The organism is Paraburkholderia sp. BL27I4N3, assembly GCF_003386115.1.
Classification (GTDB): domain Bacteria; phylum Pseudomonadota; class Gammaproteobacteria; order Burkholderiales; family Burkholderiaceae; genus Paraburkholderia.
In genome coordinates, this window is record NZ_QREJ01000001.1 from 1,409,800 (window position 1) to 1,425,848 (window position 16,049).

Consider the following 16,049-nt stretch of genomic DNA (forward strand, 5'->3'; position numbering starts at 1 on the left):
GAACGGCTGGCGCGGCCTTCACGAGCCACCTATTTTTTCCCTTTTCAAACAGCGAAATCGCCGTGCGTCTGACCTCGATCAAACTCGCTGGCTTCAAGTCATTCGTCGATCCCACGCATTTCCAGGTCCCGGGCCAGTTAGTCGGCGTGGTGGGGCCGAACGGGTGCGGCAAGTCCAACATCATCGACGCCGTGCGCTGGGTGCTCGGCGAATCGCGCGCCTCCGAGCTGCGCGGCGAGTCGATGCAGGACGTGATCTTCAATGGCTCGACCGCGCGCAAGCCGGGTAGCCGCGCCAGCGTCGAACTGGTGTTCGACAACGCCGACGGCCGTGCCGCCGGCCAGTGGGGCCAGTATGCCGAAATCGCCGTGAAGCGCGTGCTCACGCGCGACGGCACCTCGAGCTACTACATCAACAATCTGCCGGCGCGCCGCCGCGACATTCAGGACATCTTCCTCGGCACCGGCCTCGGGCCGCGCGCGTACGCGATCATCGGGCAGGGCATGATCGCGCGCCTGATCGAGGCGAAGCCGGAAGAGCTGCGCGTGTTTCTCGAAGAAGCCGCGGGCGTGTCGAAGTACAAGGAACGCCGCCGCGAAACCGAGAACCGTCTGCACGACACGCGCGAGAATCTGACGCGCGTCGAAGATATCGTCCGCGAACTCAGTTCGAATCTGGAGAAGCTCGAAGCGCAGGCCGTGGTCGCCACGCGTTACAAGGAACTGCAGACCGACGGCGAAGAGAAGCAGCGGCTGTTGTGGCTGTTGCGCAAGAATGAAGCCGGCAGCGAGCAGGAACGCCAGCAACGCGCGATCGAACAGGCCCAGATCGATCTCGAAGCGCACACCGCCAGGCTGCGCGAAGTGGAAGCGCAACTCGAAACGCTGCGCGTCGCGCATTACTCCGCCAGCGACGCGATGCAAGGCGCCCAAGGCGCGCTCTACGAGGCGAATTCGGAAGTCAGCCGGCTCGAAGCCGAGATCAAGTTCATCGTCGAATCGCGCAATCGCGTGCAGGCGCAGATTGCCGCGCTGAACGCGCAGCGTGAGCAGTGGCAATCGCAGGCGCAAAAAGCGCAAGACGATCTCGAAGACGCCGAGGAACAGCTGGCCGTCGCCGAAGAAAAAGCCGCGCTCGCCGAAGACGAAGCGGCCGCAAGGCACGACGCGATGCCCGCGCTCGAAGCGCGCTGGCGCGATGCGCAAACGGAGTTGAACGCCGAACGCGGTGGTATCGCGCAGACTGAACAGGCGCTCAAGCTCGAAGCCGCGCATCAGCGCAACGCCGATCAGCAATTGCAGCAATTGCAGGCGCGTCACGAGCGGTTGAAGTCGGAAGCGGGCGGTCTCGACGCCCCCGACGAAGTGCAGCTCGAAGACCTGCGCATGCAGCTCGCCGAGCACGAGGAAATCCTGCACGACGCGCAAACGCGTTTGGCCGAGGCGCAGGAAACGCTGCCGCGCCTCGACGGCGAACGTCGCACCGCGCAGGAACGCGTGCAGGCGGAAAGCGCCCAGATTCATCAGCTCGACGCGCGCCTCGCCGCCCTCAAGCAACTGCAGGAAAACGTCCAGACCGAAGGCAAGATTCAGCCGTGGCTCGAAAAGCACGAGTTGGGCAGCCTGCCGCGTCTGTGGAAAAAACTGCATGTCGAAGCCGGTTGGGAGGCCGCGCTCGAGGCCGTGCTGCGCGAGCGGCTCGCCGCGCTGGAAGTGTCGAACCTCGACTGGGTCAAGGCCTTCGCCACCGACGCGCCGCCCGCCAAGCTCGCGTTCTATGCGCCGCCGGTAGCCGGCCAGCCGGCCGCCACGCCGCCCGCTCTGCGGCCGTTGCTGTCGCTGGTGCGGATCGACGACGCGGGCATCCGCGCGGTGCTGAACGACTGGCTCGGCCTCGCGTTCGTCGCCGACGATCTGCAGCAGGCGCTCGCCATGCGCTCGCAACTGCCGGAAGGCGGCTCGTTCGTCGTCAAGGCGGGGCACGTGGTGACGCGCGTCGGCGTGCAACTGTATGCCGCCGATTCCGAGCAGGCCGGCATGCTGGCCCGTCAGCAGGAAATCGAAAATCTGGCGCGCCAGGTTCGCGCGCAAGCCTTGCTCGCCGACGAGGCGAAGGCCGCCGCGATCCGCGCCGAAGCCGCTCACACGCAAGCCGCCCAGCTGTTGACCGATGTGCGTCAACAGGCCGAGCGCGCCACGCAGCGCGTGCACGCGCTGCAAATGGACGTGCTCAAACTTACCCAGGCGCACGAGCGTTACACCCAGCGCAGCACGCAGATTCGCGAGGAACTCGCGGAGATCACCGCGCAGATCGAAGAGCAGCGCGCCATGCGCGCGGAGTCGGAAGCGAACTTCGAGCGTCACGATGGCGAACTCGCCGAATTGCAGGCGCGTTTCGAAGACCATCAACTCGCTTTCGAAGCGCTCGACGAGCAACTTACCGCCGCGCGCGCTCAGGCGCGCGATCTCGACCGTGCCGCCACCGACGCGCGCTTCGCGGCGCGCAACATGGCGAACCGCATCGACGAATTGAAGCGCAGCATTCAGGTCGCGCACGAGCAGAGCGAGCGTGTGGCGGCGTCGCTGGAAGATGCGCGCGCCGAGCTGGAAACCATCAACGAGCAGACCGCACACACCGGCTTGCAGGACGCGCTCGATATTCGCGCCGTCAAGGAAGAGGCGCTGCATGCCGCGCGCCTCGAACTGGACGATCTCACCGCCAAGCTGCGTGCAGCCGACGAAACGCGTCTGACCGCCGAGCGCGCGCTGCAGCCGCTGCGTGACCGCATCAACGAATTGCAGTTGAAGGAACAGGCGGCGCGCCTGAACGGCGAGCAGTTTATCGAGCAACTGGCCGCGGCCGGTGTCGACGAGGCCGAGTTGCAGGCCAAGCTTACGCCGGACATGAAGCCGTCGTACCTGCAAGGCGAAGTCACGCGCATCAATAACGCCATCACCGCGTTGGGCCCGGTCAACATGGCCGCGCTCGACGAACTGAAGGCGGCGACCGAGCGCAAGTCATTCCTCGACTCGCAATCCACCGACCTGAACAGCGCGATCGAAACGCTCGAAGACGCCATCCGCAAGATCGACGCGGAAACGCGCACGCTCCTGCAAGGCACCTTCGACCAGGTGAACCAGCATTTCGGCGAACTGTTCCCGCGTCTGTTCGGCGGTGGCCAGGCGAAGCTGATCATGACCGGCGACGAAATTCTCGACGCCGGCGTGCAGGTGATGGCGCAGCCGCCGGGCAAGAAGAATTCGACCATTCATCTGCTGTCGGGCGGCGAAAAAGCACTGACGGCGACCGCGCTGGTGTTTGCGATGTTCCAGTTGAATCCGGCGCCGTTCTGTCTGCTGGACGAAGTGGACGCGCCGCTCGACGACGCCAACACGGAACGTTTCGCGAACCTCGTGCGGGCGATGTCGGACAAGACCCAGTTCCTGTTCATCTCGCACAACAAGATCGCGATGGAAATGGCGCAGCAGTTGATCGGCGTGACCATGCAGGAGCAGGGCGTGTCGCGGATCGTTGCCGTCGACATGGAATCGGCCGCTGGTTTCGCCCAGAATATCGTTTGAGTTTGATTTGAATTGAGCCTCGCGGGTGTCCGCGTTCAGCGCAGCGGCCGGTGGTCGCGCGACACGTGGAGCGGGCGCAGAGCCGCGCAGATAAAAGAATTGCTGATGGAGCATGCATGGACGAGTTGACACTCGGTTTGATCGGCGCGGGTGCCGTGGTGGTCGGGGGCGTGGTCGTGTACAACGCATGGCAGAGCGCGAAGGTGCGCCGGAAGATGCCGCGGCCGATGCCGGCCGACACCGCCGAAAATCTCGCGCGGGACGATCAGGAGGAACAGAGCCCGTTCATCGAGCCGGCCCGGCCGACCACGCGCCGTGAGCCCGTAGTGGGCGCCGAGGCGGTGGAGCCAGGCACGGCGGCGCGCGTCGAACCAACGTTCGGCGGCCAGGCAGCCGGCACGGCGCCGCTCGACACGGCCGCCGATATTCAGGCCGAGACGACCACGCCGAACGGCTATCCGGAAGCCGAGGGCGTGGCCGAAGCCGAGCGCGACGCGAGCGCCGAGACCGCGCAAGCCCGCCAGTCCGGCGAACCCGTCGAACCGATTCTGCCGGCCGCCACGACGATCTCGTCGGCGCCGCCGGCTATTGTCGATCGGCGCATCGACTGCATTGTGCCGATCCGTTTGAACGGTCCGGTCGCGGGCGACAAGGTAATTCCACTCGCGCAGCGTCTGCGCCGCGCCGGCAGCAAGCCGGTGCATATCGAAGGCAAGCTCGAAGGCGGCGCTTGGGAACTGCTGCAAAACGGCGCGCGCTATGAAGAACTGCGCGCGGCCGCGCAACTGGCCAATCGCAGCGGCGCCCTCAACGAACTGGAGTTTTCCGAGTTCGTGACCGGCGTGCAGCAGTTTGCCGACGCGCTGGATGCGTCGCCGGAATTCCCGGACATGCTCGAAACGGTCGCGATGGCGCGCGAACTCGACGGCTTCGCCGCGCAGTGCGATGCGCAGTTGTCGATCAACGTGCTCTCCGACGGGGCGCCGTGGTCCGCCAACTACGTGCAGGCGGTCGCTTCACAAGACGGCCTGCTGCTTTCGCGCGACGGTACGCGGTTCGTCAAGCTCGACGCGCGGCAAAGCCCGGTGTTCATGCTGCAATTCGGCGACACCAACTTTTTGCGCGACGACCTCACCTACAAGGGCGGCCAGATGATCACGCTGGTGCTCGACGTGCCGGTGGCCGATGAAGACATCCTGCCGTTCCGTCTGATGTGCGACTACGCGAAATCGTTGGCCGAGCGCATCGGCGGGCGGGTGGTCGACGACGGCCGCCGTCCGTTGCCGGAAACCGCGCTGCTCGCGATCGAAAAGCAGTTGATGACGCTTTACGCGAAGCTCGAACAGGCGGGCATTCCGGCGGGTTCGCCGGCCACGCGGCGGTTGTTCAGCCAGTAAATTTTTTACGTCTTACCGCTGTCTCCGACGGCCGCACAATGTGCGGCCGTCCTCGCTTTAGGCCGCGGCTTCGCGCGCGCATTTCGAGCCGACGCGCAACGCGCCTAAACTGGCCATTCGGCCGATGTAAAGGGGCACGCTTCCTGCGATAATCCAATGTCTGAACTTCATTGAAGAACCTTCCGACAGCATGGCCCGAACCTCCGCCTCACATCCCGCAACCAACGCCCCGGCCGAGCGTGCCGCGTGGCTGCGCGCGGAACTCGAACGCGCCAACTACGCGTACTACGTGCTCGACCAGCCGGATTTGCCTGACGCGGAATACGACAAGCTGTTCAAGGAACTGGAGAGTATCGAGACGGAGCATCCGGACCTGATCGTGCCGGATTCGCCCACCCAGCGCGTAGGCGGCGAGGCGGCGAGCGGCTTCGAGCCGGTCGTGCACGACCAGCCCATGCTGTCGCTGAACAACGGTTTCGCCGACGAAGACATCGTCGCGTTCGACAAGCGCGTTGGCGACGCGCTCGGCAAGAACGCGAGCGAGCCGCCGGTGCCGGTCGACTACGCGGCCGAGCTGAAATTCGACGGCCTCGCCATCTCGTTGCGTTACGTCGACGGCGCGTTCGTGCAAGCCTCCACGCGCGGCGACGGCACGACCGGCGAGAACGTCACCGGGAACGTTCGCACGATTCGCTCCATTCCGCTCAAGCTCAAGGGCAAGCGTGTCCCGCACGTGCTCGACGTGCGTGGCGAAGTGCTGATGTTCAAGCGCGATTTCGAGCGTCTGAACGAACGCCAGCGGGCCGCGGAACAGAAGGAATTCGCCAATCCGCGCAACGCCGCGGCGGGCAGCTTGCGGCAGCTCGACTCGAAGATCACCGCGCAACGGCCGTTGTCGTTTTTTGCTTATGGCATTGGCGTGCTCGAAGGCATGGAGATGCCGGCCACGCATAGCGAACTGCTCGACTGGTACAAGGAACTCGGCTTGCCCGTGAATAGCGAGCGAGCCGTGGTGCAGGGCGCCGAGGGCCTGCTGGGCTTTTTCCACAGCGTCGGCGAGAAACGCGAGAAGCTGCCGTACGACATCGACGGTGTGGTCTACAAGGTCAACCGGCGCGATGAACAGGATGCGCTCGGCTTCGTGTCGCGCGCGCCGCGCTTCGCGTTGGCGCACAAATTCCCCGCGCAGGAGGCGCTGACCAAACTCGTCGCGATCGACGTGCAGGTCGGCCGGACCGGCGCGATCACGCCGGTAGCGCGGCTGGAGCCGGTGTTCGTCGGCGGCGCGACGGTTACGAATGCCACGCTGCACAATGAAGACGAAGTGCGTCGCAAGGACATCCGCATCGGCGACACGGTGATCGTGCGGCGCGCCGGCGACGTGATTCCCGAAGTTGTGAGCGCGCTGCTCGACCGGCGTCCCTCCGACGCGCGCGAATTCGTGATGCCCACGCACTGTCCGGTGTGCGGTTCGAGCATCGAGCGCCTGCCGGACGAGGCGATCGCGCGTTGTACCGGCGGCCTGTTCTGTCCCGCGCAGCGCAAGCAGGCGCTCTGGCATTTCGCGCAGCGGCGCGCGCTGGATATCGACGGCCTCGGCGAAAAGATCATCGACCAACTGGTCGAACAGAATCTCGTGCGTACGCCGGCCGATCTGTTCAACATCGGTTTTGCCACGCTCGCCGAACTTGACCGCTTTGCCGAAAAGTCCGCGCAGAACCTGCTCGATTCGCTCGAAAAAGCCCGGCACACCACGTTGGCGCGCTTCATCTACGCGCTCGGTATCCGGCATGTGGGCGAATCCACGGCGAAAGATCTCGCCAAGCACTTTGGCTCGCTGGACCCGATCATGGACGCCTCGGTCGAAGCCTTGCTCGAGGTCAACGACGTGGGGCCGGTGGTCGCCGAGTCGATTCATCAGTTCTTCGCCGAGGAGCACAACCGCACGGTGGTCGTGCAGTTGCGCGCGCCGGGCAAGGTCACGTGGCCCGAAGGCCCGCCCGCGCCGAAGGCGCCTGTGGGCGTGCTGGCCGGCAAGACGGTCGTGCTGACCGGCACCTTGCCGAGCCTCGCCCGCGAAGAGGCGAAGGAAATGCTGGAAGCGGCCGGCGCGAAAGTGGCCGGCTCCGTATCGAAGAAAACGGACTATGTGGTGGCGGGCGCCGATGCGGGCAGCAAGTTGGCGAAAGCTGAGGAACTCGGCGTTCCCGTACTCGACGAAGATGGTATGCGTAAGCTCCTGGAGGGGCAGTTATGATCCGCGAAATTCTCAAGATGGGCGATCCGCGCCTTTTGCGCATTGCCGATCCGGTCGATCACTTCGACACGCCCGAGCTGCATGAGCTCGTCAAAGACATGTTCGAGACCATGCACGACGCGAACGGCGCGGGGCTTGCCGCGCCGCAGATCGGCGTGAATCTGCAGGTGGTGATCTTCGGCTTCGGGCACAACGAGCGCTATCCGGACGCGCCGCCGGTGCCGGAAACGGTGCTGATCAACCCGACCATCACGCCGGTCTCGCTGGATATGGAAGAGGGCTGGGAGGGCTGTCTGTCGGTGCCGGGGTTGCGTGGCGCGGTGAGCCGCTTTTCGATGATCAAGTATCACGGCTTCGATCAATACGGCAAGCCAATCGACCGTGTCGCCGAGGGCTTTCACGCGCGCGTCGTGCAGCACGAGTGCGACCACCTGATCGGCAAGCTGTATCCGATGCGGATCAACGACTTCGCGAAGTTCGGCTTCACGGAGGTGCTGTTTCCGGATATGGATCCGAATAGCGACGATTGAGGCGACTTGTGCTGTTTCGGGCACTGCGGCGCTGGCGTATTCAGCTTGGCGCAGCGCAGGGATAAAAAAACCCCACGCGATCGCGTGGGGTTTTTTGTTGAGGCGTGGGTCAGGCGCGCGGCTTTAGAACGACTCGTCCGGCGACAGATAACGCCATTGGCCCGGCGGCAGCGCGCCCAGCATCACACGGCCCATGCGCACGCGCTTCAGGCCGATCACTTCGAGGCCGACCAGTTCGCACATGCGGCGAATCTGGCGCTTCTTGCCTTCGCGCAGCACGAAACGCAATTGCTCGCCGTTCTGCCAGTTCACTTGCGCGGGTTTCAGCGGCACGTCGTCGAGCGACAGGCCGTGGCATAGCAGCTCGAGACTTTCGGGCGGGAAGTGGCTTTCGACGTCGGTGGTGTGTTCGCCGAATGCCACGCGCACCAAATACTCCTTATCGATCTCGGAATGACCGCCGATCAGTTGCTTGGCGATCCGGCCGTCTTGCGTCAGCACCAGCAGGCCCGTGGAATCGATGTCCAGGCGGCCGGCCGGCGCAAGCTGCCGCAAATGCGCGACGGAGAAGCGGATGTCCGAGTGATCGCCTTCCCAGCGATTCTCCGGCGTGACCAGCGTGATGGCCGGCTGATAACCGTCTTCCGCCTGACCTGAGACCAGACCCACCGGCTTGTGAATCAGCACCGTCACCTGGCTCATCTGCGCGGCCTCGGCGGCGGGGTCGATTTCGATGCGCTGGTCCGGTCGGACTTTGGTGCCCAACGTGTCGATGCGCTCACCGTCCACCAGCACCCAGCCTTTTTCGATCCACTCGTCGGCTTCGCGGCGTGAGCACATGCCGAGTTCGGACATCAGCTTGGACAGGCGCAGCATGCCTGGCGCGTCTTCGTAGTCGCGACGCGGGGTGCGCGGAGCGGCATCGATTTCGCTGGCCCGCTGGGCTCGGGCCACGCCACGCGGCTTGTCGGCGCGCGCGGGACGGTCGTCGCCGAAACGGCGGCCGGCGGCCGGCAGCGTCTTGTCGAAGCTGCGGGCCGGGCGCTCGCCACGCTCGCTGCGTTCATTGCGCTCAGCGCTGCGCGCCGGACGGTCGCCGAATTCGCGTTTGGCTGGGGCGCGCTCGCCACGCTCGTCGCGCGGAGCGCGTGCCGGGCGGTCGCTGAAGCCGGTTTTGACGGGCTTGGCGAAGCTGCGTTCGCCACGATCGGATGCACCGCGCTCGCCTTCGAAACGGCGCGGCGCGCTTTCGCTGCGCGGCCCGCGCTCGCCGCCTCGGCGGTCTTGCGGAGCACCACGGTCGCCGCTGAAACGCGGGCGGTCGGATGCGTCGCGTTCACGGCGTTCCGGACGCTCTCCACGCGGAGCGCCTTCCGACGGACGGCCTGCGCCCGGACGCGCTCCGCTGAACGGACGGCGTTCGCCGTCGTCGCGGCGCGGAGCGCGATCGCCGAAGCTGCGCGGCGGGCGTTCGCTGCGATCCGTGCTGCCTTCGAAGCGGCGCGGTGCGCGTTCGGCTCGATCACCGGTTTCACGACGCGGCGCGCGGTCACCGCGGTCCGCGGCGCCTTCGAAACGGCGCGGGGCGCGTTCGCCGCGATCCGAACTGCCTTCAAAGCGGCGCGGAGCGCGTTCCGGGCGATCGCCACCGCCCTCGAACCTGCGTGGAGCCCGCTCAGCGCGATCGCCTGCACCTTCGAAACGGCGCGGCGCGCCGCCGGTGCGGTCACCACCGCCTTCAAACCGACGCGGCGCGCCTTGGCCGCGCTCGCCGTCCGCCCTGCGCGGCGCACGTTCGCCGCGATCCGCGCCACCTTCAAACCGACGCGGCGCGCGTTCCGCATCATCCCGACGCGGAGCACGATCGCCGCCACCTTCAAACCTTCGTGGACCCCGTTCGCCGTCAGCCCTGCGCGGCGCACGTTCGCTACGATCGCCGCCACCCTCAAACCGGCGCGGCGCACGCTCACCATCATCCCGACGCGGAGCACGATCGCCACCACCTTCGAAGCGACGCGGCGCACCACCCGCGCCCTCGCGGCGCGCCGGTCGATCCGACGCCGCGCGCGGCGCGCCACCGGCGTCCCGCTCGCGCGAAAACGACCCTTCAGCCCTGGCGGGACGCGCAGGACGCGCGCCGGCACCGGCCGACTTGCCAGCGCCCGCCGGCCGCTTACCGCCGCCGGCCGCGCCGGCGCGTTCATCCCGCGCCCCGCCGGGAGCCGGGGTCGCCGGCCTGGGTCCCGCCGGGCGCGTCGGCTTACGCGCCGACGTGCTGCCGGTACGGACAGGGGCGCGTTCGGACGAAGCCGGCCGCGGGTGCTTGGCTGTTAATTTGACTCGCATGAAATCTCACACTGCGATCGCGCGCAGCAGTTCGGTCTCGACCTGAATTTGCAGGCGGCTGTCCGACAGACCGTGTCCATCCAGCAGGAACACGTCTTCGACGCGTTCGCCGAGCGTATTGATCCGCGCCGAAGCGACGCCGACCCGATGCTCGGCCAGCACACGCGCGATCGAATAAAGAAGGCCTGGCCGGTCGTTCGCCGACACGGACAGGATGTAGTATTGGCCGCGCTCGTCGGCCCGAAGATCGACGCGCGGGGTAACAGGGAAGGTCCGCGACAGCCGCGACAAACGGCCTTTCGACGGCCCAGGGAGCAGGGTGCCGTCACCGGTGAGGCGGGCGGTCAGTTCCTGTTCGACCAGATTGGCAATATCGCGATAATGCACGTCTTCTTCGGTATGCGCGACGAGGAAATTATCGAGCGCGTACCCGTGCCGAGTCGTGCTGACCCGCGCATCGAGCACCGACAGGCCGTTGCGGTCGAAATACGCGCAAATGCCTGCAAACAGATCCGGCTGGTCCTTCACGTACACCAGCACCTGGAGCGCCTCGCCGATCGGCGACGGACGGGCCCGCACGATCGGCGTGGGCGTTTCCACGTGGCGGTACAGCACACGTGTTTGCCACGCGATATCCGCCGCGTCGTGGCGCAGAAAATAACCGATGTCGAGCTTGTCCCACAACGCTTTCTGCGCGCCTTCCGGCACGGTTTCGAGACGCAGCAGCGCGAGCGCTTCTTCCTGACGCGACTTCAGCTCCGAATGCGCATCCGGCCGCGCGCCGCCCAGCACCGCGAGCGTGGCGCGGTACAGGTCTTCCAGCAGCTTGCCTTTCCACGTGTTCCAGACTTTGGGGCTGGTGCCGCGAATATCGGCCACGGTCAGCAGATAGAGCGCCGTAAGGCGCCGCTCGGTGCCGACCAGTTCGGCGAACCGTTTGATGACCTCCGGGTCGCTCGTGTCCTGCTTTTGCGCGACCTGGCTCATGGTCAGATGTTGCTGAACCAGCCACACGACCAGTTCGCCGTCCTCGCCCTCGATGCCGTGATTGCGGCAGAAGCGCCGCGCGTCGGCCATGCCTAGCGTGGAATGGTCGCCGCCGCGACCTTTGGCGATGTCGTGAAACAGCGCCGCGACGTACAGCACCCACGGCCGGTCGAAGTTGGCGATCAGCTGACTGCAGAACGGATATTCATGCGCGTGCTCGGCCACCGCGAAACGCCGCAGATTGCGCAGCACCATCAGGATGTGCTGGTCGACGGTGTAGACGTGATACAGGTCGTGCTGCATCTGTCCGACAATGCGCCGGAAGTTCAGCAGGTAACGCCCCAGCACGCTCGTCTGGTTCATCAAACGCAGCGCGTGGGTGATGCCGGCCGGCTGCTTCAGGATGTCCATGAAGAGGCGGCCGTTTTCCGGATCGCGCCGCCAGTGCTGGTCCATCACGTCGCGGGCGTTGTAAATTGCGCGCAGCGTGCGCGCCGACAGGCCCTTTACGCCGGGCGTCTGTTCGTACAGCAGGAAGGCCTCGAGGATCGCGTTCGGCTCGCGCTGGAACACGTCGTCGCTGGCGATTTCCAGCATGCCCTGTTTTTCGACAAAGCGGTCCGACAGCACGCGCGTAATGCCGCTCGTGCTGGGGAAGAGCTGCGCTTCGATGTTCTGGATCAGGATCGTGGCGAGCTGCGTGACAGCCTTGGCGGACCAGTAATAGCGGCGCATCAGCTGTTCGCTCGCGCGCTTGGTCGCGGTCGGCTTGTAGCCGAAGCTCTCGGCCACCGCCGTTTGCAGGTCGAACACCATGATGTCCTGACGACGCCCGGCAATCACATGCAGCCGTGCGCGCAGCGCCTTCAGGAAACTCTCGTTGCGGCGAAGCTCGCGCGCCTCGCGCTCGGTGATCAGGCCGCGTGCTTCGAGTTCACGCCAGCTGCTGCCGAAACCGGCCGCCTGGGTGATCCACAGAATCAGCTGCAGATCGCGCAGGCCGCCCGGGCTTTCCTTGATGTTGGGTTCGAGCGAGTAGGGCGTGTCCTGGAATTTCGCGTGGCGCTGGCGCATTTCCAGCACTTTGGCCTGGAAGAAGGCTTTCGGGTCGAGCGCTTCGCGGTAACGCTTCGCGAAGTCGTCGAACAGCTCAGCGCTGCCGGTGATGCGGCGTGCCTCTAGCAGCGAGGTGCGCACCGTGACGTCGTTGGCGGCTTCTTCGAGGCATTGCGACACACTGCGCACGCTGCTGCCGAGTTCCAGCCCTAAATCCCATGCGAGGCTGATAAAGCGTTCGATACGCGCTTCGAGATGCTCGATCGGCGCGTCGGGCAGCAGGACCAGGATGTCGATATCGGAATGCGGCGCCAATTCGCCGCGCCCGTAGCCGCCTACCGCCACTAGCGCCAGCTCGGGCGGCAGTTCGCAGGTGTTCCAGGCCGCGCGCAGGGAGTCGTCGGTGGCGCGCGCCAGCGAGGCCATCAACGCGTCGACGTTGGTGGCCGTCCTGAAACGTTCCAGCAGTTGGGCTTTGGCCACTTTGTACTCCGCCTTGAGCGACGTGGCAGGGGATTGGGCGACGGCTGGAACACTACTCATTGGCAGGGAGGCGCAGAGGTGGGAAATCGGTCAGGCCGTGGCCGCGACGACCGGCGGGCGCGCGGGCGTGCCGGCGGAGACGGTCAGCACGTCGTAGCCGGTTTCGGTGACGAGGATCGTATGTTCCCACTGCGCCGACAGGCTGCGGTCTTTGGTCTTGACGGTCCACTGGTCCGGCATGGTGCGAATGTCGCGACGGCCGGCGTTGATCATCGGTTCGATCGTGAAGATCATGCCGGTTTGCAGTTCGAGCCCGGTGCCAGGACGGCCGTAGTGCAGGATCTGCGGGTCTTCGTGAAATACCGTGCCGATGCCGTGGCCGCAATATTCGCGCACCACGCTGTAGCCGTGGCTTTCCGCATGTTTCTGGATCGCGTAGCCGATATCGCCGAGATGTGCGCCCGGGCGCACCTGGTCGATGCCGAGCCACATGCATTCGAAAGTGGTCTGCACGAGCCGCCTGGCCATGATCGAGCCCTCGCCGACGATGAACATGCGGCTGGTGTCGCCGAAATAGCCTTCCTTGATGACCGTGACGTCGATATTGAGCGCGTCGCCGTTCTTCAGCGTCTTGTCGCCTGGAATGCCGTGGCAGATCACGTCGTTGACGGAAATGCAGGTGGCCTTCGGGTAGGGCGGGTAGCCGGGCGGCTGATAGTTCAGCGGCGCCGGCACCGTGCCCTGTTCCTTCAGCATGTATTCGTGACACAAACGGTCGAGTTCGCCGGTCGTGATGCCGGCGGTGACGAACGGAGTAATGTAGTCGAGCACTTCGCTTGCCAGTTTGCAGGCGACGCGCATTTGCGCGATATCGTGTTCGTTTTTGAGCGTAATAGCCATGAGTCGGGCCTGAAATGCGATTTATTGCAGGATTATCGCACCATATTCCGGCCGCCGCAGGCTTTTGCGGCCGGACCGGCGGCTTTCACGGACTCGCGTGCGGGCTCGTTCAAAGCGGCCGGCGCTCGCGCGGGTGCAACCCGCAGGCCATCAACAGGGCTACCGGGCAGGTTGAGTCGTGCAATAGTCGCGTGCTATAATCTTTGGCTAAGTCGATCTCTGTCTTGCAATATTTGTCCACATGTGGGCAAAAAGCGGCAGGATTGGCTTCTCATAGCGCCGGTTGCCTGCGCTATGAGGTCATGCGGAAGCGGAAGCCGAGCATAAGAAGGCAACGAAAACGCAGCACAAAGCAGCAGACTCGCAAGCCGGCGCACCCAGGGTGTCCGTCGCGTTCAGCCAGAGAGATGGCAGCGCGGCCGATACGGCAGCCGGCTTAAGACCCAACCCTCGCGGAGATTTTCATGGCAGTTACCATGCGTCAAATGCTGGAAGCCGGTGTCCACTTCGGTCACCAAACGCGCTTCTGGAACCCGAAGATGGCTCCCTTCATTTTCGGTCATCGCAACAAGATTCACATTATCAACCTCGAAAAGACGCTGCCGATGTACAACGACGCGCTGAAGTACGCGCGTCAACTGGCAGCCAATCGCGGCACGATCCTGTTCGTCGGCACGAAGCGTCAATCGCGCGACACGATCGCCGAAGAAGCACAACGCGCCGGCATGCCGTTCGTCAACGCACGCTGGCTCGGCGGCATGCTGACCAACTTCAAGACGCTGAAGGTCTCGATCAAGCGCCTGAAGGACATGGAAGCAGCGCTGGAAGCCGGTGAAACCGAACGCATGAGCAAGAAGGAAGCGCTCCTGTTCGAACGCGAAATGGCCAAGCTGGTCAAGTCGATCGGCGGCGTGAAAGACATGGGCGGCATTCCGGACGCGATTTTCGTGGTCGACGTCGGCTACCACAAGATTGCCGTGACCGAAGCGAACAAGCTCGGCATTCCGGTCATCGCCGTGGTCGACACGAACCACTCGCCGGAAGGCATCGACTACGTGATCCCGGGTAACGACGACGCCTCGAAGGCTGTCGCTCTGTACACGGCTGGCGTGGCTGACGCGATCGTCGAAGGCCGTGCGAACGCGGTCAACGAAGTGGTGCAGGCTGCACGTGGTGGCGACGGCGACGAGTTCGTCGAGGTCAACTCGGAAGCGTAAAGCTGCCCCGTGTCCGGCAAAAAAGGGGGCTTTCTACAGGCCCCCTTTTTTTAAGCCGCGACATTGTAGTGGGGCGCTGCCGGCAATGTCCGAAGCAGCGCTCAACGCGTCCTCCGTAAAAAATACGGTAAACGCTGAAACGAATTCTTGCCGCCGGCATCGAAGTGCGGGCGGTGTGTGACAGACGGAACTCAAGGAGCAAATGATGGCGGCAATTACCGCAAGCATGGTTGCAGAACTGCGCGCAAAGACCGACGCGCCGATGATGGAATGCAAGAAGGCGCTGACGGAAGCCGACGGCGACATGGCGCGCGCTGAAGAGTTGCTGCGCGTGAAGCTGGGCAACAAGGCCAGCAAGGCTGCATCGCGCGTAACGGCAGAAGGCGTGGTTGCCTCGTTCATCGGCGGCAACGCGGGTTCGCTGGTCGAGCTGAACTGCGAAACCGACTTCGTTTCGAAGAACGACGACTTCCTGGGTTTCTCGAAGAAAGTCGCTGAACTGGTCGCCACGCAAAATCCGGCTGACGTCGCAGCGCTGGCGGCACTCCCGCTGGACGGCTCGACGGTCGACGCAGTGCGTCTGGCACTCGTCGGCAAGATCGGTGAAAACCTGTCGATCCGCCGTTTCGTGCGCTTCGAAACCTCGAACAAGCTGGCAGCGTACCTGCACGGCACGCGTATCGGCGTGCTGGTCGAGTACACCGGCGCGGACGAGCAGGTCGGCAAAGACGTCGCGATGCACATCGCCGCGATGAAGCCGGTTTCGCTGTCGTCGGACGACGTGCCGGCGGACCTGATCGCCAAGGAGCGCAGCATTGCTGAGCAGAAGGCTGCCGAATCGGGCAAGCCGGCTGAAATCGTCGCCAAGATGGTCGACGGCAGCGTGCAGAAGTACCTGAAGGAAGTGTCGCTGCTGAACCAGACGTTCGTTAAGAACGACAAGCAGACGATCGAACAGATGCTGAAGGCCGGCAACTCGAGCGTGCAGAAGTTCGCGCTGTTCGTGGTGGGCGAAGGCATCGAGAAGAAGCAGGACGACTTCGCAGCTGAAGTGGCCGCTCAAGTCGCTGCTGCAAAGCAACAATAAGTCTTACCTAAGCAGCAACTGTTGTATCGTCGGACCCGCGGCGGAGCAAGACTTTGCCGCGGTCGGCAGCGCCGCAAGGCTGCGCGCGGGTTGACCCTCGCCGCGCAGCCGCCGCTGGCGAACCCAGGGTTCGTCAATTTGGCGACGCTTGCCCGAATCAGCATTTCACCCCTACATTAGTCCCTTGTTGTTGCCCTGTTCTGCGCGA

The 16,049-nt window shown here is 64.8% G+C and carries 8 protein-coding genes and 1 pseudogene; 6 read left to right on the plus strand and 3 right to left on the minus strand.

Going from position 1 to position 16,049, the window contains the following annotated elements:
* Positions 1–62: 62 nt before the first annotated feature.
* From smc to def, 4 genes are all read left to right on the plus strand, one after another.
* Positions 63–3,581 (plus strand): chromosome segregation protein SMC, encoded by a 3,519-nt coding sequence (gene smc, locus B0G71_RS06450; protein WP_116140528.1) that lies wholly within the window; start codon positions 63–65, stop codon positions 3,579–3,581.
* Between the two features lie 116 nt (positions 3,582–3,697).
* Positions 3,698–4,978 carry a cell division protein ZipA C-terminal FtsZ-binding domain-containing protein gene (locus tag B0G71_RS06455; protein WP_116140530.1) on the plus strand — a complete coding sequence of 427 codons (1,281 nt, stop codon included), beginning with the start codon at positions 3,698–3,700 and terminating at the stop codon, positions 4,976–4,978.
* Positions 4,979–5,168: 190 nt separating this feature from the next.
* A complete protein-coding gene (gene ligA / locus B0G71_RS06460) occupies positions 5,169–7,235 on the plus strand; it encodes an NAD-dependent DNA ligase LigA (RefSeq protein ID WP_116140532.1) in 2,067 nt (688 codons plus the stop codon).
* On the plus strand, positions 7,232–7,765 hold the full coding sequence (gene def / locus B0G71_RS06465) for a peptide deformylase (protein ID WP_012433453.1): 534 nt from the start codon (positions 7,232–7,234) through the stop codon (positions 7,763–7,765). Before ligA ends, def begins: the two co-directional genes overlap by 4 nt.
* 123 nt (positions 7,766–7,888) lie before the next feature.
* Here def and B0G71_RS06470 read toward each other — a convergent pair.
* From B0G71_RS06470 to map, 3 genes and pseudogenes are all read right to left on the minus strand, one after another.
* Positions 7,889–9,811: pseudogene (locus B0G71_RS06470) on the minus strand (pseudouridine synthase); the annotation flags it as partial.
* 306 nt (positions 9,812–10,117) lie between these two features.
* Positions 10,118–12,697 (minus strand): [protein-PII] uridylyltransferase, encoded by a 2,580-nt coding sequence (locus B0G71_RS06475; RefSeq protein ID WP_116140536.1) that lies wholly within the window; start codon positions 12,695–12,697, stop codon positions 10,118–10,120.
* A gap of 30 nt (positions 12,698–12,727) precedes the next feature.
* Positions 12,728–13,537, minus strand: coding sequence for a type I methionyl aminopeptidase (gene map, locus B0G71_RS06480; protein WP_116140538.1), 810 nt, complete (start codon positions 13,535–13,537; stop codon positions 12,728–12,730).
* Between the two features lie 464 nt (positions 13,538–14,001).
* On the opposite strand from map, the gene rpsB reads away from it, so the two are divergent.
* A complete protein-coding gene (gene rpsB, locus B0G71_RS06485; RefSeq protein WP_012433448.1) occupies positions 14,002–14,754 on the plus strand; it encodes a 30S ribosomal protein S2 in 753 nt (250 codons plus the stop codon).
* Between the two features lie 205 nt (positions 14,755–14,959).
* Positions 14,960–15,841, plus strand: coding sequence for a translation elongation factor Ts (tsf, locus tag B0G71_RS06490; protein WP_106313372.1), 882 nt, complete (start codon positions 14,960–14,962; stop codon positions 15,839–15,841).
* The last annotated feature ends 208 nt before the right edge of the window (positions 15,842–16,049 follow it).

Bases quoted from the DNA above. Each gene is read 5' to 3' on its own strand.
- B0G71_RS06455 (WP_116140530.1), top strand. From the start codon at position 3,698: ATGGACGAGTTGACACTCGGTTTGATCGGCGCGGGTGCCGTGGTGGTC.
- ligA (WP_116140532.1), top strand. From the start codon at position 5,169: ATGGCCCGAACCTCCGCCTCACATCCCGCAACCAACGCCCCGGCCGAG.
- def (WP_012433453.1), top strand. From the start codon at position 7,232: ATGATCCGCGAAATTCTCAAGATGGGCGATCCGCGCCTTTTGCGCATT.
- B0G71_RS06475 (WP_116140536.1), bottom strand. From the start codon at position 12,697: ATGAGTAGTGTTCCAGCCGTCGCCCAATCCCCTGCCACGTCGCTCAAG.
- map (WP_116140538.1), bottom strand. From the start codon at position 13,537: ATGGCTATTACGCTCAAAAACGAACACGATATCGCGCAAATGCGCGTC.
- rpsB (WP_012433448.1), top strand. From the start codon at position 14,002: ATGGCAGTTACCATGCGTCAAATGCTGGAAGCCGGTGTCCACTTCGGT.
- tsf (WP_106313372.1), top strand. From the start codon at position 14,960: ATGGCGGCAATTACCGCAAGCATGGTTGCAGAACTGCGCGCAAAGACC.